At 30.4% G+C, this 16,199-nt stretch carries 20 protein-coding genes; 14 read left to right on the top strand and 6 right to left on the bottom strand.

Annotated elements, in window-relative coordinates:
* The first annotated feature begins 95 nt into the window (after positions 1-95).
* From GQR92_RS17785 to GQR92_RS05150, 3 genes are all read left to right on the top strand, one after another.
* Positions 96-290, top strand: coding sequence for a hypothetical protein (locus GQR92_RS17785; RefSeq protein WP_199269185.1), 195 nt, complete (start codon positions 96-98; stop codon positions 288-290).
* Positions 291-461: 171 nt separating this feature from the next.
* Positions 462-863, top strand: a complete 402-nt coding sequence (locus GQR92_RS17780) for an HNH endonuclease (protein WP_199269184.1) — start codon at positions 462-464, stop codon at positions 861-863.
* Positions 860-1,054, top strand: a complete 195-nt coding sequence (locus tag GQR92_RS05150; protein WP_158838111.1) for a hypothetical protein — start codon at positions 860-862, stop codon at positions 1,052-1,054. Before GQR92_RS17780 ends, GQR92_RS05150 begins: the two co-directional genes overlap by 4 nt.
* A 219-nt stretch (positions 1,055-1,273) precedes the next feature.
* Here GQR92_RS05150 and GQR92_RS05145 read toward each other — a convergent pair whose 3' ends face one another.
* Together GQR92_RS05145 and GQR92_RS05140 are read right to left on the bottom strand one after the other, a co-directional pair.
* Positions 1,274-3,166: a SulP family inorganic anion transporter gene (locus tag GQR92_RS05145; protein WP_158838110.1), complete on the bottom strand. Its 1,893-nt coding sequence runs from the start codon at positions 3,164-3,166 to the stop codon at positions 1,274-1,276.
* A 50-nt stretch (positions 3,167-3,216) separates the two neighbouring features.
* Positions 3,217-3,813, bottom strand: a complete 597-nt coding sequence (locus tag GQR92_RS05140; RefSeq protein ID WP_158838109.1) for an NUDIX hydrolase — start codon at positions 3,811-3,813, stop codon at positions 3,217-3,219.
* Between the two features lie 7 nt (positions 3,814-3,820).
* On the opposite strand from GQR92_RS05140, the gene pyrE reads away from it, so the two are divergent.
* Entirely contained in the window at positions 3,821-4,462 is a 642-nt protein-coding gene (gene pyrE, locus GQR92_RS05135) for an orotate phosphoribosyltransferase (RefSeq protein ID WP_158838108.1), read from the top strand.
* Positions 4,463-4,471: 9 nt separating this feature from the next.
* The gene (locus GQR92_RS05130) at positions 4,472-4,861 is read left to right on the top strand and encodes an SRPBCC family protein (protein WP_158838107.1); all 390 of its coding nucleotides are present in this window, start codon (positions 4,472-4,474) and stop codon (positions 4,859-4,861) included.
* On the opposite strand, the gene GQR92_RS05125 is transcribed toward GQR92_RS05130, so the two are convergent.
* Positions 4,858-5,589, bottom strand: a complete 732-nt coding sequence (locus GQR92_RS05125) for a biotin--[acetyl-CoA-carboxylase] ligase (RefSeq protein WP_158838106.1) — start codon at positions 5,587-5,589, stop codon at positions 4,858-4,860. The genes GQR92_RS05130 and GQR92_RS05125 overlap by 4 nt on opposite strands.
* Before the next feature lie 87 nt (positions 5,590-5,676).
* Here GQR92_RS05125 and rsfS point away from each other — a divergent pair, with 87 nt between their 5' ends.
* From rsfS to GQR92_RS05090, 7 genes are all read left to right on the top strand, one after another.
* A complete protein-coding gene (gene rsfS, locus GQR92_RS05120) occupies positions 5,677-6,045 on the top strand; it encodes a ribosome silencing factor (RefSeq protein WP_158838105.1) in 369 nt (122 codons plus the stop codon).
* Positions 6,046-6,065: 20 nt separating this feature from the next.
* Positions 6,066-8,036: an ATP-dependent zinc metalloprotease FtsH gene (ftsH, locus tag GQR92_RS05115; protein WP_158838104.1), complete on the top strand. Its 1,971-nt coding sequence runs from the start codon at positions 6,066-6,068 to the stop codon at positions 8,034-8,036.
* Positions 8,037-8,214: 178 nt separating this feature from the next.
* Entirely contained in the window at positions 8,215-8,799 is a 585-nt protein-coding gene (locus GQR92_RS05110; protein WP_158838103.1) for a hypothetical protein, read from the top strand.
* Position 8,800: 1 nt separating this feature from the next.
* Complete coding sequence (locus GQR92_RS05105; protein ID WP_158838102.1) at positions 8,801-9,595, top strand: phosphatidate cytidylyltransferase; 795 nt, start codon at positions 8,801-8,803, stop codon at positions 9,593-9,595.
* A 2-nt stretch (positions 9,596-9,597) separates the two neighbouring features.
* Positions 9,598-10,254, top strand: coding sequence for a phosphatidylserine decarboxylase family protein (locus GQR92_RS05100; protein ID WP_158838101.1), 657 nt, complete (start codon positions 9,598-9,600; stop codon positions 10,252-10,254).
* Positions 10,255-10,258: 4 nt separating this feature from the next.
* Positions 10,259-10,525 carry an acyl-CoA-binding protein gene (locus GQR92_RS05095; RefSeq protein WP_158838100.1) on the top strand — a complete coding sequence of 89 codons (267 nt, stop codon included), beginning with the start codon at positions 10,259-10,261 and terminating at the stop codon, positions 10,523-10,525.
* Positions 10,526-10,532: 7 nt separating this feature from the next.
* The gene (locus GQR92_RS05090; RefSeq protein WP_158838099.1) at positions 10,533-11,162 is read left to right on the top strand and encodes a YceI family protein; all 630 of its coding nucleotides are present in this window, start codon (positions 10,533-10,535) and stop codon (positions 11,160-11,162) included.
* Positions 11,163-11,168: 6 nt separating this feature from the next.
* On the opposite strand, the gene GQR92_RS05085 is transcribed toward GQR92_RS05090, so the two are convergent.
* Positions 11,169-12,044 (bottom strand): TIGR01777 family oxidoreductase, encoded by an 876-nt coding sequence (locus tag GQR92_RS05085; protein ID WP_158838098.1) that lies wholly within the window; start codon positions 12,042-12,044, stop codon positions 11,169-11,171.
* 124 nt (positions 12,045-12,168) lie between these two features.
* On the opposite strand from GQR92_RS05085, the gene GQR92_RS05080 reads away from it, so the two are divergent.
* Together GQR92_RS05080 and GQR92_RS05075 are read left to right on the top strand one after the other, a co-directional pair.
* Positions 12,169-13,293, top strand: a complete 1,125-nt coding sequence (locus GQR92_RS05080) for a vWA domain-containing protein (RefSeq protein ID WP_158838097.1) — start codon at positions 12,169-12,171, stop codon at positions 13,291-13,293.
* A gap of 88 nt (positions 13,294-13,381) precedes the next feature.
* The gene (locus GQR92_RS05075) at positions 13,382-14,848 is read left to right on the top strand and encodes a magnesium chelatase (protein WP_158838096.1); all 1,467 of its coding nucleotides are present in this window, start codon (positions 13,382-13,384) and stop codon (positions 14,846-14,848) included.
* Between the two features lie 4 nt (positions 14,849-14,852).
* Here GQR92_RS05075 and GQR92_RS05070 read toward each other — a convergent pair whose 3' ends face one another.
* Both GQR92_RS05070 and GQR92_RS05065 read right to left on the bottom strand, forming a co-directional pair.
* The gene (locus GQR92_RS05070; protein WP_158838095.1) at positions 14,853-15,428 is read right to left on the bottom strand and encodes a YdeI/OmpD-associated family protein; all 576 of its coding nucleotides are present in this window, start codon (positions 15,426-15,428) and stop codon (positions 14,853-14,855) included.
* A gap of 45 nt (positions 15,429-15,473) precedes the next feature.
* Positions 15,474-16,169 (bottom strand): DUF4369 domain-containing protein, encoded by a 696-nt coding sequence (locus GQR92_RS05065; protein ID WP_158838094.1) that lies wholly within the window; start codon positions 16,167-16,169, stop codon positions 15,474-15,476.
* Positions 16,170-16,199: the final 30 nt, after the last annotated feature.

Below are 16,199 nucleotides of genomic sequence, written 5' to 3'. Positions count from 1 at the left end.
TTGTTTTAAGTAACACAGCTTTTATTTTTAATGATATTTTTATTAGAGGTTGAAAATAGTTTTTTATCTTTAATATCCTTAACGGAAATTAAACTATGGCACAAAAAAGAAGAAATTGGACAAGAGAGGAATTAATTGTTGCTTTTAATTTATACTGTAAAATATCATTTAGTAAAATAAATTATCGACATTATTTAATAATTAAATTGGCAGAAGCCATCGGAAGAACACCTTCGGCAGTTGCTTGGAAATTAGTTAATTTTGCTAGCCTCGATCCTTCGCTTACCTAAAGAGGTGTAAAAGGAGCAACTAACACAGGTAAATTAGATAAAATAATTTTTGAAGAATTCACGAATAATTGGGAAGATTTAGCATATGAAAGTGAAGTTTTATTATCTAAATTTTTACAAGAAGAAATAAAAATACCTATTGAAGAAGAATCATTTGAATTAAAAGCAGGGGTGGAAAAAGAAAGAAAGGTAAAAGTACGTGTAAATCAATCCTTCTTTAGAAGTACAGTTTTATCTTCTTATGATTTTAAATGTTGCTTAACAGGAATAGATATACCTGAATTATTAGTTGCGAGCCATATTATTCCTTGGTCAATAGATACAAAAAACAGATTGAACCCTCAGAATGGTTTATGTCTTAATAATTTACATGACAATGCATTTGATAAAGGCCTTATTACTTTTGATTCAAATTTTAAACTGATATTATCAAGTGAATTAAAGGATAGTAAAAGTGAGAAAGTGAAAATTTATTTTCATAAATTAGAAGGAAAAGCACTTGTACTTCCTAAAAGATTTATTCCAAATGTACATTTTTTAGAATACCATAATCAAAACATATTTAAGTTATGAATAACGAAGGAAAAAAACTTTTTGCAATATTTAAAAATGGAATTCATTTGGGAAATGAAAGAGGGGGAAATGTTGATGATGCAATTAGAAAGTATCTTATTGCGTCTTTATATGACAAATCGTTAAATGATATAGAGTTTGTATCTTTTTATAGCGGAAAAGTTGCTATTAAAAATCTACATTATTCATAACAAAGGGTGAGTAATATCTCTGAATATTTATCATGATTTGGTGTGTGAAATTTTACAATTTTTCCTCTTTTATTTGGTTTCATAATATAATTTTTTTAGACAAAAATAGAACTTAAAAGAAGTCTTGTCAACATACAGTTAGTATCAACTTAGTTTAAATTAAAAAAGCTCAACTTTTAAAAGTTGAGCTTTTTTTTTATGTTGTATTTATTATTCCCACTAAAACTTATACTCACCTAATGGTTTAGGAAAATCTTCAGGATTCGCTGCTAAATGATAACGCGGATCATCGATATCTTCTAAAATAACATCCGTAAAAACAGGACTCGATTTGTATAAAATAAGTTTACAATCTTCACTTAAATGTTTTAGCGTAATCTTTTTACCTGCAGCTTGGTATTTTTCAACCAAATTAAAAATAGCTTCTATGGCAGAATGATCTGTTACACGAGCTTCTACAAAATCTATTTCTACTACTTCAGGATCATTTTTTATATCAAACTTCTCATTAAAAGCAGTAATACTTCCAAAGAAAAGAGGTCCCCAAATTTCGTAAATTTTTGTTCCGTCGGCTTTAAAACGTTTTCTAGCTCTAATTTTCTTAGCACTTGTCCAAGCAAAAGATAAAGCAGAAATAATAACCCCTACAAATACTGCAATGGCTAAATCAAAGAAAACGGTTACTGCAGAAACAATGATTAAAACCGCAGCATCAGACATTGGTATTTTCTTTAAAATTCTAAAACTAGACCAAGCAAAAGTTTCTATAACCATCATAAACATAACACCAACAAGCGCTGCAATGGGTACTTGTTCTATATATTTATCAGCAAATAAAATAAAAGTTAATAGTGTTAATGCCATCATAATACCCGATAAACGTCCACGTCCGCCAGCATTAATATTAATTACGGTTTGTCCGATCATACCACAACCACCAGTTCCACCAAAAGCACCACTAACAATGTTTCCGGCACCTTGCGCAATACATTCCTTGTTTCCGTTACCTCTAGATTCTGTTAATTCGTCCACTAAATTCATGGTCATCAAGGTTTCTATTAAACCAACTGATGCCGCTAAAAAGGCATAAGGAGCAATAAACTTTAAGGTATCTAAATTAAAAGGAAGGTTGCTCCACAATTCTAAAACGTTTAAATTTTTAGAAAGTTCTGCAATTCCGTTTAAACCTGCGCCACCACCATCTCTAATAAAATCGCCAACATTAATAGAGCCCAATCCGGTAAAGATTGAAATTAAAGTAACAATTAAAATAGCTGTTAATGCAGCAGGTATTTTTGTAGTTAATTTAGGTAAGCCCCAAACAATGAACATGGTTAATAACACCAAACCAATCATTATATATAAGGATTCTCCTTGCATGGTAGTTTTTACAACACCACTATCTTTTACAGCATAAAAGCCTTCATCCGAAGCATTAAAAACTACTTTTTTAGTTTTAACGTCAAAAACTTGTCCATCAGAAACAAAAAATACTTCTTGGTTTGTAGCACTATTTTTTACGGATTTTCCATCAATAGTAAATAAAACGGTATCAGACATTAAGTCTTTTACTTGGTTGTTAGATACATTATAGACCAATTCTTTCGATTCGGTTTTACGCATATTTTGTCCGAAGAAATCTTTCTTATTCTCTTTAAACATTCCTAATTGTGCCATAAAAATAACAATGGCCAAACCGTTTACAAAGCCCATCATTACTGGGTGCGGAATTAAACGTACAAATTTTCCTAGTTTAAAGACACCTGCAAATATTTGTATAATTCCCATTAACACTACGGCAGCTAAGAGATAAAAGTACCCCATGTTTTCTACAGGATTGTCAAATAACAAGCCTTTTGCGTGTCCTTCTTGTATCATATGTACAAAAATAACAGCCACTGCACCTGCTGCTCCAGAGATTAAACCAGGTCTTCCTCCAAAACTAGCAGAAATAATTCCCACTACAAAAGCACCAAACAAAGCAACTATTGGGCTTATTTGCGCTACAAAGGCAAAAGCCACAACTTCTGGTATCATTGCTAGGGAAACGGTTATTCCTGCAAGGACATCATCTTTTGCATTTGGTAATATTTTTCTAATAAACTCAGTCATAATTGGTTGATTTTTTCGAGTCGGCAAAGATAGTAGGTTTTTTTAAAAAACTATCCTTCTTTGTAAGTATCGTACACTAATTGAATATTGGCGTAAGAATTTGTTAGAGCATCTTTGGTTTCTGCTTCGTTTTTAAAGGCAACTTGGGTAATTCCTTCTTCTGTTTGCGGTATTAATTCTTTCTTATACTTAGAAGTCATTAAAAACCAATAGGTTTGTTTTAGCTTCATCCCTTTATGAAAATAAATATGATAGGTAGTAATTAAGGGCTTTGTAATGTGTAGGTTAGCAATACCACATTCTTCTTTAACCTCTCTAATAGCAGCTATTTCTATAGTTTCGCCTTTTTCAATCCAACCTTTTGGTAAATCCCAAACACCATTTCTAAAAATAAATAAGATTTCATTTTTGGGATTTAGTACTAATCCGCCTGCGGCGGGAATTACCTTGATATTACTTAAAAAAGATTTCCAATCATTCTCTAAGTCAGTTGAATATAAGTTAATACCTTGTAGTTCTTTATTGCTTAATTGTTGAATGATTTCATCAAAAACAATATTCTTAAAACTGTAAACAGGAAAAATATTTTCTTTTTTTGTAGAAGAAGTGATAATTATTGGGCTATCATTTACAAAAACTTTATACATTTGCGATATGATTTTAAACAAAGATACGGCAAAAAAAACAGCTGAACTTTTATTGCAAATAAAAGCAATAAAGTTAAGTCCAAATGATCCCTTTAATTGGGCGTCAGGTTGGAAATCTCCAATTTATTGTGATAACAGAATAACGCTATCCTATCCTCCAGTTCGTGTTTTTTTAAAAGAAGAAATAGCAAAGATTGTAGAGTTAGAATACGGTAAACCAGATGTAATTGCTGGTGTTGCTACAGGTGCAATTGCAATTGGAGTTTTAGTTGCTCAAGAATTAGGAGTTCCTTTTATTTATGTAAGGCCAGAGCCAAAAAAACATGGTAGAAAGAACCAAATTGAAGGGCATTTAGACAGCGGGCAAAATGTTGTGGTTATTGAAGATTTAATAAGTACTGGTAATAGTAGCTTAAACTCGGTAGAAGCTTTAAAAGAAGCGGGTGCAGTTGTTAAAGGTATGGTTGCAATTTTTTCTTATGGATTTGATGTGGCTACAAAGAATTTTGAAGACAAAAACGTGCGATTAACTACTTTAAGTAATTACGAAAACTTGTTAGAACAAGCTTTAGATAGTAATTATATTACAGATAAAGAGTTGATAACATTAAACGATTGGAGAAAGAGCCCAAGTACCTGGAAACAATAAAATGAAAAAATGAATATTAACGGAAATACAGTTACCATAGAAAAACCTACCGAAGAAGTATTTACTTTTTTTACAGATTTAAAGAATTTTGAAGGATTAATGCCTGAGAATATTCAAAAGTTTGAAGTAGATGGAGATTCTTTTATCTTTGGATTACCAGGCATGCCAGAAATTAGATTGGTGTTAAAAGAAAAAACTGAGTTTTCTAACATTACATTAGGTGCAGCAAGTAGTAAATTACCTTTTACTTTAGCGGCAGATATTAATGAGGTATCAGAAAATAAAACAGAAGTATCTTTAAAATTTAATGGTGATTTTAATGCAATGATGTCTATGATGATTAAAAAACCATTGACAAAATTTGTAGATACACTTACAGAAAATATAGGGAAGCTTTAAAGGAAAGAAATTTCTTTAATTCCGAATTCTTTTATAACATCATCATCTAAAAGAACTTGTAATTTTCCGAAATCAGAAACTCCAGAAATCATTCCCATAAAAATTTCATCCTTACTATTTTTAAACATAGTAGGGATGTTTCTTTTATATAAAACACTTAAATATCTTTCTTCTAGTACATTAAATTCTTTAGCATCTAGTAGTTTTATGTTCTTTTGTAATGCTACCAAAATAGTATCTAGTAAAGTGTCTAAATTATACTCGATTGCTGTTTCTAATTTTAAAGAAGTAGCATTAGTTAAATGCTCTGGAAAAATCTCTTGATTCACATTAAGGCCAATTCCTATGAAAGAATTCTTAATTTTATCTCCAAAAAAAGTATTTTCTATTAAAATTCCACAAATTTTATGGTTTGCTGACAGAATGTCGTTAGGCCATTTTATAGCAATTTTAGATAAAGTGTTCGCCAATAAAACATCATAAATAGACAAAGAAATGGCAAAATTTAAATATTTTTTATGAATTATTTTTAAATCGTTAAAAGAAGTAAATATACTGAATGTTAGGTTTTTATAAGGCTCTGAGACCCATTTGCTTTGTTGCTGACCTCTACCTTTTGTTTGGTTTATAGCAACAACAGTAGTGTAATTCTCTAAGGGAGAATTGCGTGATAAATCCTTTAAAAAAGAATTTGTAGAATCGGTGGCACTAAGTTTGATTATTTTCAAGTGTTAAATAAAGTGTAAACAACTGTAATAATACACAAAATACTCGCAAAAAAATAATAACTTTGCGTTAAATATAGAAAAAAGTTAATGACAAAAAAACAAGTAAGTACAGATGATTTAATTGCTTTAATTATTAAAGGGATTGATGAAGTTAAAGGGGAAAATATTCAATTATTAGACTTACGAGATATAGAGAATACTGTATGCGATTATTTTATAATTTGCTCTGGTAACTCAAATACACAAGTAAATGCAATTTCTGGTTCTATTCAAAAAATAGTTAGCAAAGAGCTTAAAGACAAACCTTGGCACATAGAAGGCCAAACCAACTCTGAGTGGGTTTTAATGGATTATGTAAACGTTGCTGTTCATATTTTTCAAAAACACATTAGAGAGTATTATGATATAGAAAGTCTTTGGGGTGATGCAAAAATTACAGAGATAAAATCAGTTTAATTTTTTTATTTTATAAGTAAATGAGTGATTCAAAAAAAGATAGTAATTCGAATATGCCTAAATTTAAGTTTAATGCATATTGGATATATGGTGCAATATTTGTTATAATAATGGCATTTCAGTTTTTTAGTAGCGGAGATTTAGCTACTAAAAGCATTTCGAAAAATGAGTTTAATGAGATATTAAAAGAAAATGATATTTCTAAAATTGTTGTTTTAAATAACAATATCGCTCAAATTTATATCAAAAAAGAAGCTCAGAAGAAAGAGCGATACAGAAAGATGATCAATTCAGCTTTTTATACGCAGGGATCGTCTTTTTATGATTACAATTTTGGTGATTTACAAAATTTTGAAAATAACATAGAAAAATCTAGACAAACCAATGGTTTAGACTTTGATATAAAAAATGAGAATAAGACAAGTATTTTTGATACTATTTTAGGCTTTTTACCATTTATTATATTAATAGGAGTTTGGTTGTTTTTTATGAAAAGAATGTCTGGTGGTGCTGGTGGATCTGGTGGCGGAGGTCAAATTTTTAGTATCGGAAAATCGAAAGCTAAATTATTTGATAAAGACACTAAAGTAAAAACTACGTTTGCAAATGTAGCAGGTTTAGAAGGTGCTAAAGAAGAAGTACAAGAAATTGTAGACTTCTTAAAAAATCCAGAAAAATATACTTCGCTAGGTGGTAAGATTCCAAAAGGAGCTTTATTAGTAGGACCTCCAGGAACAGGAAAAACATTATTAGCTAAGGCGGTTGCAGGTGAAGCAGATGTTCCTTTCTTTTCTTTATCTGGTTCAGATTTTGTTGAAATGTTTGTAGGTGTAGGTGCTTCTCGTGTAAGAGATTTGTTTAAGCAAGCGGCTCAAAAATCGCCTTCTATTATTTTTATTGATGAAATTGATGCTATTGGTAGAGCGCGTGGTAAAAATAGTATGACGGGTGGTAATGATGAACGTGAAAACACGTTGAATCAGTTACTAACAGAAATGGATGGTTTTGGTACCGATGTAAATGTTATTGTATTAGCAGCAACCAATAGAGCAGATGTTTTAGATAGTGCGTTAATGCGTGCAGGTCGTTTTGATAGACAAATTTATGTAGACTTACCTAATATCAACGAAAGAAAAGAAATTTTTGAAGTTCATATTAAACCATTAAAATTAGCAGAAGATGTTAAAATTGGTTTCTTAGCGCAACAAACTCCTGGTTTTTCTGGAGCAGATATTGCTAATATGTGTAATGAAGCTGCCTTAATTGCTGCCCGAAATGGTAAAAAAGCTGTGCATCATCAAGATTTCTTAGACGCTGTAGATAGAATTGTAGGTGGTTTAGAGAAGAAAAATAAAGTAATTACGCCTAGTGAGAAAAAAGTGATTGCTTTTCATGAAGCGGGGCATGCAACGATTAGTTGGATGCTAGAACACGCTGCACCATTGGTAAAAGTAACGATTGTTCCAAGAGGTCAATCTTTAGGAGCTGCTTGGTATTTGCCAGCAGAAAGAATGATTGTGCAAACAGAACAAATGTTAGATGAAATGTGTGCTACCATGGGAGGTAGAGCTGCAGAAAAAGTAATGTTTGATAAGATTTCTACTGGAGCTTTAAGTGATTTAGAAAAAGTAACCAAACAAGCAAGGGCTATGGTTACCGTTTATGGATTAAATGAAGAGCTAGGAAACATTACTTATTATGATTCTTCTGGAAATGATGGTTTTGTAAAACCTTATAGTGAAGAAACAGGTAAGAAAATAGACAAAGAAATTTCTAAAATGATTGAAGCTCAATACGAAAGAGCTATTCAGATATTAGGGGATAATAGAGATAAGTTAACAACTTTGGCCGAATTATTATTAGAGAAAGAAGTGATCTTTAAAGATGATTTAGAAAAAATATTTGGAAAAAGACCTTTTGATGAGGTACAAGCTGAAATAATTGAAGAAAAGAAAGATATTTCTCCAGTAGAAACTACTACTGAAAAATAAATGTCTTTAATCAAAAAACACTTGTAGTTATAATATATCGATGTTTCTGTTATATAGAATTACTGTAAAAGATAATTTAAAAAGCAGTTTTTTGATTTTGATCTTAATATCAAAATAAAATTAATTATCCTCGAAGCGATGCCTCGAGGATAGTTGGTTTAAATAAAATATTTATGAAATGAATTTTTTTAAAAAGTTATTCAATATACCGGTTACGGAAGATAAGGAAATCCAAAAACAAGAAGTAGATCTTTCTTTGGACGACTTGTTCGTGCATAATTTTGTAGAAAAAGGAGGGAAGTTTTTATATTGTTTAAAAGAAAATGAAGTTGTAGAAAACTTAAAAAATATTCTAAGAGAAAATAATTGGAAACAAATAACGCTCTTAGATAATCATCTAGCGTCTTTTTTTGATAGAGAAGATGCGGTAATAGATAAAAACTTTCATATAGACGTACCTGTTTTCTTAAATTGCGAACATTTAATTGCTGATACTGGAGACATTTTATTTTCATCTAAACAGTTAAAAAGTACAAAAATATCTGAGATGCCACAAAATTTTATTGTTTACGCAACTACAAGTCAGTTGGTTAAAGATAGAAGGCAAGGTTTAACGGGCATTAATATACATCACAAGGGAGATTTGCCTACAAATATCTCTTCTGTTAAAAATTATAACCTCAATAAAAGTGATGATAATTTCTTAAACTACGGCAACAGTAACTCAAAAAACTTATATTTGCTGCTATTAGAAGATTTATAATATGAGTAACCTTTTAAGAAGGAGTCTTTCAGGCATAATTTACGTTTTAATTTTTTTATCAGCGATTCTTTTTTCAAAGGAATCGTATGTTATTTTAACTGCCATATTTGGTTTATTATGTGTTTGGGAGTTTTCTAAACTAATTAAATTTAAAGGTATTGTTGGGTATATTTTCTTTTGTTTAGCATTATTTTTAATGTTAAAAAGACCAGAGAGTTATGCAATTGTATTCGTTTTAGGAATTACAATAATTTCTTCTTTATCTCTTATTTATAATTTATTTACCAAAAAAGAAATCTCTTTTTCTGATGATCGCTCTAAGTTAGGCCTACTAATAAGGTATGCTGTATTTTCTATGGTATTTTTAACGCTTTTACCGATTCATAAAGGAGTTTACAATCCTCAGTTAATAATAGCTATTCTCGTTATGATATGGGTAAATGATAGCTTTGCTTTCTTGGTGGGTAAAAATTTCGGAAAAAGAAAATTATTTGTTTCTGTATCCCCTAAAAAAACGCAAGAAGGATTTTTGGGAGGTTTGATTTTTTCATTAATTGCAGCCTTTATTATTAGTAAGTTTTGTTTAGACTTTACTTTAGTAAACTGGTTAGTAATTGCTGTTATTGTAAGTGTAATTGGTACTATAGGAGATTTAGTAGAGTCTAAATTTAAAAGGTATGCCAACATCAAAGATAGTGGTACTATTATGCCTGGTCATGGTGGTATTTTAGATAGATTAGATAGTTTGTTGTTTGCAGCACCATTTGTATATTTGTATATTAATTTTATAATTTAAGTATGATTCGTTTTCACAAAGAGGGATATAAAATAATTGTTATTACTTTTATAATATCAATTGTAGGTATTTTATTAGCAGATTATTTTTTAGAAATTGCTTGGTTAGTTAAGGCTATTCAAATTCTAATTATTGCTTTTTTAGTTATTGTGCTACAATTTTTTAGAAATCCTAAAAGAGTTGCTCCTTTAAATGATAATTTATTAGTTGCGCCAGTAGATGGCAAGGTTGTTGTAATAGAAGAGGTGGAAGAACCAGAGTACTTTAAAGGGAAAAGGTTACAAGTATCTATTTTTATGTCTCCAATTAACGTACATGTTACAAGATATGCCATGAGTGGAGTTGTAAAATATAGTAAATATCATCCAGGAAAATATTTAGTTGCATGGCATCCAAAGGCTTCTACAGAGAATGAAAGAACTACTGTAGTTGTTAATAATTCAGCTTTTGGAGATGTATTGTATAGGCAGATAGCCGGAGCATTAGCAAAAAGGATTGTTAATTATGCAAAGGTAGGAGATGTAGCGGTACAGGGTGCTGATGCAGGTTTTATTAAGTTTGGTTCTAGAGTAGACCTTTTTCTTCCGTTAGGTACAAAGTTAAATGTAGCTATAGGTGATAAAGTTAAAGGTGGAGTTCAGGTAATAGCAGAAAAATAGTAGTATGGAATCTGATTTAGACAAAGAGTTTAATGAAGCTTTCTATAAAATTTCTAAATTAGGAAAAGCCATTGCTCCAGATATAAAGTTAAAGTTCTATGCTTACAATAAGCAAGCAAACTTTGGAAATAAGTTTTCTTTTAATGATGAACATAATGTTGTCAGTGCATTTAAACTGAATGCTTGGATGCAATTAAACGGAATGAAATCTGAGGAAGCAAAAAAAGAATATATAGAATTAGCAAAAGTAGTTTTAAATAATAATAAATAAAGACGTCATGAAAAAAGTAGTAATTTTATCATTAATAATGATTGCCGCATTTAATTTTTCTTCTTGTAAATCAGAAAAAAAATCTGATAATAAAACGGAAGAAAAAATTGAAGCTAAAAAAAGTACAGCAGCTTTTTCTTTAGAGAATGCTCAAAACGAAATTAATTTTGTAGCCTATAAAACTACAGATAAAGTGCCAGTAGGAGGTCAGTTTAAAAAGGTTGATATTATTTCTGGAGGAGAAGGAAATTCTATTAAAGAAGCGATTAACAATACAGCGTTTTCAATTCCTGTAAGTAGTGTTTTTACAAAAGATACCAGTAGAGATTTTAAGGTTAAAAAATTCTTTTTTGGTATTATGGAGAACACAAAATTACTTTCTGGTAAGTTATTATTAACTGATGATACCAATGGAGTTGCAGAAATTAAAATGAATGGTGTTACAGAAAAAGTAGCTTTTACATATACAATTGTAGAGAATGTTTTTAATATGACAGGTACCATGGATATTACAAAATGGAATGCAGGTGCTGCTTTAGCTTCTTTAAATACAGCTTGTAACGATTTACATAAAGGTGCAGATGGTGTTTCTAAAACATGGAGCGATGTTGCTTTAAACATTACAAGTACTTTTTAAGGAAAACTATAAATTATCTAACGCTTTTTTAAGTGTTTTAAATCGAAAAGAATAACCATTCTTTTCGATTTTTTTTGCCGAAATTTTACTGCCTTCTAAAAGGATATTTGCCATTTCTCCGAATAGTAACTTTAATATAAAAGCAGGAACACTAATGACTAAATAAGGTCTTTTTATACTTTTGGCCAATGCTTTAGAAAAGGTTTTACTTGTATGATGTTCTGGTGCAACAGTATTAAAAATTCCTGTAAAGTTCTCTTCTACGGCTTTGATGTAAATTAAACATAAATCTTCTATATGAATCCAAGGTAAAAATTGTTTACCAGAACCTAAGGGAGATATAATGGGTGTTTTCATTTTTTCTAATGCACCTCCTTTTTTAGCTAAAACAACACCTGTTCTTAAAATAGTTACTGGAATATCTTTTGTTGAAAATTGATGTGCTGCATTTTCCCATTTTTGGCAAACATCACCTAAAAAATCAGTGCCTGCATTATCTGTTTCTTCAAAAATAATTTCTTTAGTAATAGCCCCATAATAACCAACTCCAGAAGCAGAAATAAAACCTTTTAAAGGGATGTTTAATGCTGTTACTTTATCAAAAAGTAAATTAGCCGTTTTAACTCGGCTATCAATAAGTATTTGTTTTCTTGTTTCAGTCCAGCGTTTATCTGCAATTCCTGCACCCGCCAAATGAATAATATAGTCGGTGTCTATGAGTGCTTTTTCATCAATATAATTAGAGGAAACATCCCATTTATATTCATTTTTGTTTTTAGGATTTCGGCTAAGAATTACAACTTCATGCTTTTTTGCAATCAACATTTCTGTTAATTTTGTTCCTACAAGTCCTGTTCCTCCTGTGATTAAAATTCTTGACATAAGGTAAAGATACTTAAATTTTGTTGAATCTTTTTGGTGTTTTATAAAACAAACTTATGGCAAGATATATTAAACTAATGTTAATCCTTTTTTAGGCATTGCTTAAAAGCGTATTTTTATAGTGATGAAAAATAATAAAAAACGAAAAGGTTTTGTCTTTCAAAGTTACGAAGCAGAACATCAATCTCCTTTCGAAAAATTATTCGATATTTTTAAGGAATTGATTACCCATACTTCTGGTGATTTTGATGAAGCCATCGATTGGTTACGTTCTTTAGATAAAGAGTATAAATTAACGGATGAGAAGTACACCATTGATGATTTTATTGAAGATTTAAAGAAGAAAGGGTATATAAAAGAAGAAATAAAAGGTGATGGAACTGGAGGAACAAAAATTACTCCGAAAACAGAACGTGCAATTCGACAGCAAGCGTTGAATCAAATTTTTGGTAACATAAAAAGAAGTGGTTCTGGAAATCATAAAAGTAAATCTCCCGGAATTGGAGATGAACATACAGGAGACTTTAGAAATTATCAATTTGGAGATTCGTTAGACAAAGTATCAATGACCGAAAGCATTAGAAATGCTCAAATAAACAATGGCATTGATAACTTTAACCTAACCGAAAACGATTTGGTGGTAGAAGAAACGATGCATAAAAGTCAGATGAGTACTGTTTTAATGATAGATATTAGTCATTCTATGATTTTATATGGAGAAGACAGAATTACACCTGCCAAAAAAGTTGCCATGGCGTTGGCAGAATTAATTACCACACGTTACCCAAAAGATACGTTAGATATTATTGTTTTTGGTAACGATGCTTGGTCTATCAAAATTAAAGATTTACCCTATTTACAAGTTGGTCCTTATCATACAAATACGGTAGCAGGTTTAAATTTAGCGATGGATTTATTGCGAAGAAAAAGAAATACGAACAAGCAAATTTTTATGATTACCGATGGAAAACCAAGTTGTTTGCGTTTACCAGATGGTCAATATTATAAAAATAGTAATGGTTTAGATAGGCATATTGTAAACAAATGTTATGCAATGGCACAACAAGCTAGAAAATTACACATTCCTATTACCACTTTTATGATTGCGCAAGATCCGTATTTAATGCAATTTGTAAGAGCTTTTACAAAAGCAAACCAAGGAAAAGCATTTTATACAGGTTTAAAAGGTTTGGGAGAAATGATTTTTGAAGATTATGAAACAAACAGAAAAAAGAGAATTAAAGGTTAAAAAAGACAAAAGAAACTAGAATAAAGATAAAAGAAGATGAGTGATATCTCTTTTCTTGTACCTTTTTTCTTGCATCTAAAACAAAAACATGAATTTAGAAAATATAAAAACATTAGGAGAATTAATAAAATCGGGTTACAAATCTAGATCTATTAAAGATGAGTTAAGAGAAAACCTTATTAGTAAAATAAAGAGTAAAGAAACCGTTTTTAAAGGAGTTCATGGGTATGAAAATACCGTAATTCCAGAATTAGAACGTGCTATTTTAAGCAAACACAATATTAATTTATTAGGATTAAGAGGGCAAGCAAAAACACGTTTGGCCAGATTGATGGTTAATTTGTTAGATGAATATATTCCCGTTGTAGAAGGTTCTGAAATTAATGATGATCCGTTAAATCCTATTTCTAGATTTGCAGTAGAAATCATTAAAGAAAAAGGAGATGATACGCCTATTTATTGGATGCACAGAGATGAGCGTTTTGCAGAGAAATTGGCTACGCCAGATGTAACTGTTGCAGATATTATTGGTGATGTAGATCCTATAAAAGCGGCAAATCTAAAATTATCTTATGCAGATGACAGAGTAATTCATTACGGAATGATTCCACGAGCAAACAGATGTATTTTTGTAATTAATGAGTTGCCAGATTTACAAGCTAGAATTCAGGTTGCGTTATTTAATATTTTACAAGAAGGCGATATTCAAATTAGAGGTTTTAAATTACGTTTGCCTTTAGATATGCAATTTGTGTTTACGGCAAACCCAGAAGATTATACCAATAGAGGGAGTATTGTTACGCCTTTAAAAGATAGAATTGGTTCGCAGATTTTAACGCATTATCCAGAAGATATAAAAACCGCAAAAGCGATTACACAACAAGAAGCTAATAAAACAAGTTCTCAAAAAGAGTTTATTGCAGTACCCGAATTAGCAAAAGATTTATTAGAGCAAATTGTTTTTGAAGCGAGAGAAAGTGAATATATAGATGCTAAAAGTGGTGTAAGTGCACGTTTAAGTATTTCTGCTTTTGAAAATTTATTAAGCACTGCAGAAAGAAGAGCGTTGTTTTCTGGTGATGAAAAAACAATGGTTCGTTTAAATGATTTTGACGGAATTATACCAGCTATTACAGGTAAGGTAGAGTTGGTGTATGAAGGCGAGCAAGAAGGCGCACATGTAGTTGCAGAAACATTAATTAAGAATGCAATTAAAACATTGTTTCCAAGCTATTTTCCTGAAATAAAAAAGTTAGAAAAGCAAGAGGCCGAAAGTCCTTACGATGACATTATTTCTTGGTTCTTTAATGCCGACGAAGATTTTGAATTGTTAGATGAATATACAGAACAAGAATACAAAGCAGAATTAGATAAAGTAAAGCCTTTAGATGCTTTTATTAAAGAATACCAACCAAACTTAAATGAAGCCGATACTTATTTTATGAAAGAATTTGTATTATGGGCTTTGGTAGAATTTAAAAAACTAAGCAAATACAGGTTTGCAGAAGGCACACAATTTAAAGATCCTTATGGTAATTTTATAAGCGGATTATAAGAGATTACCAGTTGCTACGAGATTTAGTATTACTATTACAAAACCGAATTATTTCTATAATTCGGTTTTGTCTTGTAGTTTCTCTTTTTGCTTGTTTTAACCAATACAAATAGCTCTTTCTATAACTAGGTGCAAAGTTTTTAAAATTAGCAAATGCGGTTTTATTAGCATCAAATTCATTTTGTAGGTCTTCTGGGATGATTCCTTTTTCAACATCATCTAAAGCTGCCCAAGATCCGTTTTGTTTCGCAATTTTAATAATCTCTAAACCTTTCTGATGCATTAAATCATCAGCCATTAAATTTTTAATATGCTTTTTATTTACAGCACTCCAAACACTTTTAGGTTTTCTTTGACAAAAATATTGTTTGCGTTTTCCATCTCCTAAACTTCTTACGGTAGCATCTATCCAACCAAAACATAGGGCAACCTTTACAGCTTCTTCCCAACGCATCGATTCATTTTTATGAGCTACCTTATAAAAAATAAGATGTATTCCGTTAGAAGAATCATGATTTTTAGACAGCCAATTGCGCCACTCTATATCATTTTTAAAGTAAAATTCTTCATTTTCTTCCATAAACTAACAATAACCACTTTTAAAGAAACAAAAATAATTTCTTAATTATTTTTGTTTAATTTTAGTTAGATATTCCTGAAAGCGTTTTCCATAATCAGAATTTTTTACGTTTTCTGATAAAGAATTATTTACAGTATCTAACATTTTTAAACTTGCGTCATACATTTCTGTTAAGGCAATATAAGGAGCCACTTCTGTATCTGCATTGTTAATTGCAAAGTTGGTGGTAAATAAAACTCTTCTTTTTGTTAGTTTCTGATAGTCTTTTTCTAATTGCAACACTAAAGCTTCATCATTCTCTTTCTTTGCGTTAAAATCTTTTTGAATAAATTCTAAACGTTGATCTTGAAACTGTCTTTTAATTTTATTGTATTTATCTAAAATTTCTTGGTTTTTAGATCCAGAAATTTCTGGGTTAAAGCCAAATTCTGCAACATTATCATTAATGGTGATGGTTCCTTTTTCTCCAAAAAATAGAATTCTTTTGTTTGTTGTATTTCCATCAAAAGTTAAATAATATAACACAGGAGATTCTACGTTATCTGTCAATATAAATTTATCACTTCCTAATAGGTTTACAGAGTCTACAGAAACTAAAAGGGTGTCTTTCATTTTCTGAAGGTATAAAGTTCCTTTTTTAAGACCTTTAATTTGCCCTTTTACAATCATGTTTCCTTCTTTCTTAGAAGAACAAGCTACTATTAAAATAGATAGGACTAAAAGTGTAATAATTTTCTTCATAAATTTGATGTTTTTCGTCTGCAAATATGC

This window comes from Polaribacter sp. L3A8 (assembly GCF_009796785.1).
Taxonomy (GTDB): domain Bacteria; phylum Bacteroidota; class Bacteroidia; order Flavobacteriales; family Flavobacteriaceae; genus Polaribacter.
Note: the sequence above shows the minus strand (reverse complement) of the source record. Positions and strands in the feature narration are given on the sequence as shown.

Bases quoted from the DNA above. Each gene is read 5' to 3' on its own strand.
- GQR92_RS05150 (WP_158838111.1), top strand. From the start codon at position 860: ATGAATAACGAAGGAAAAAAACTTTTTGCAATATTTAAAAATGGAATT.
- ftsH (WP_158838104.1), top strand. From the start codon at position 6,066: ATGAGTGATTCAAAAAAAGATAGTAATTCGAATATGCCTAAATTTAAG.
- GQR92_RS05100 (WP_158838101.1), top strand. From the start codon at position 9,598: ATGATTCGTTTTCACAAAGAGGGATATAAAATAATTGTTATTACTTTT.
- GQR92_RS05110 (WP_158838103.1), top strand. From the start codon at position 8,215: ATGAATTTTTTTAAAAAGTTATTCAATATACCGGTTACGGAAGATAAG.
- GQR92_RS17785 (WP_199269185.1), top strand. From the start codon at position 96: ATGGCACAAAAAAGAAGAAATTGGACAAGAGAGGAATTAATTGTTGCT.
- GQR92_RS05090 (WP_158838099.1), top strand. From the start codon at position 10,533: ATGAAAAAAGTAGTAATTTTATCATTAATAATGATTGCCGCATTTAAT.
- rsfS (WP_158838105.1), top strand. From the start codon at position 5,677: ATGACAAAAAAACAAGTAAGTACAGATGATTTAATTGCTTTAATTATT.
- pyrE (WP_158838108.1), top strand. From the start codon at position 3,821: ATGATTTTAAACAAAGATACGGCAAAAAAAACAGCTGAACTTTTATTG.
- GQR92_RS05065 (WP_158838094.1), bottom strand. From the start codon at position 16,169: ATGAAGAAAATTATTACACTTTTAGTCCTATCTATTTTAATAGTAGCT.
- GQR92_RS05075 (WP_158838096.1), top strand. From the start codon at position 13,382: ATGAATTTAGAAAATATAAAAACATTAGGAGAATTAATAAAATCGGGT.
- GQR92_RS05140 (WP_158838109.1), bottom strand. From the start codon at position 3,813: ATGTATAAAGTTTTTGTAAATGATAGCCCAATAATTATCACTTCTTCT.
- GQR92_RS05095 (WP_158838100.1), top strand. From the start codon at position 10,259: ATGGAATCTGATTTAGACAAAGAGTTTAATGAAGCTTTCTATAAAATT.
- GQR92_RS05130 (WP_158838107.1), top strand. From the start codon at position 4,472: ATGAATATTAACGGAAATACAGTTACCATAGAAAAACCTACCGAAGAA.
- GQR92_RS05080 (WP_158838097.1), top strand. From the start codon at position 12,169: ATGAAAAATAATAAAAAACGAAAAGGTTTTGTCTTTCAAAGTTACGAA.
- GQR92_RS05145 (WP_158838110.1), bottom strand. From the start codon at position 3,166: ATGACTGAGTTTATTAGAAAAATATTACCAAATGCAAAAGATGATGTC.
- GQR92_RS05085 (WP_158838098.1), bottom strand. From the start codon at position 12,044: ATGTCAAGAATTTTAATCACAGGAGGAACAGGACTTGTAGGAACAAAA.
- GQR92_RS05070 (WP_158838095.1), bottom strand. From the start codon at position 15,428: ATGGAAGAAAATGAAGAATTTTACTTTAAAAATGATATAGAGTGGCGC.
- GQR92_RS05105 (WP_158838102.1), top strand. From the start codon at position 8,801: ATGAGTAACCTTTTAAGAAGGAGTCTTTCAGGCATAATTTACGTTTTA.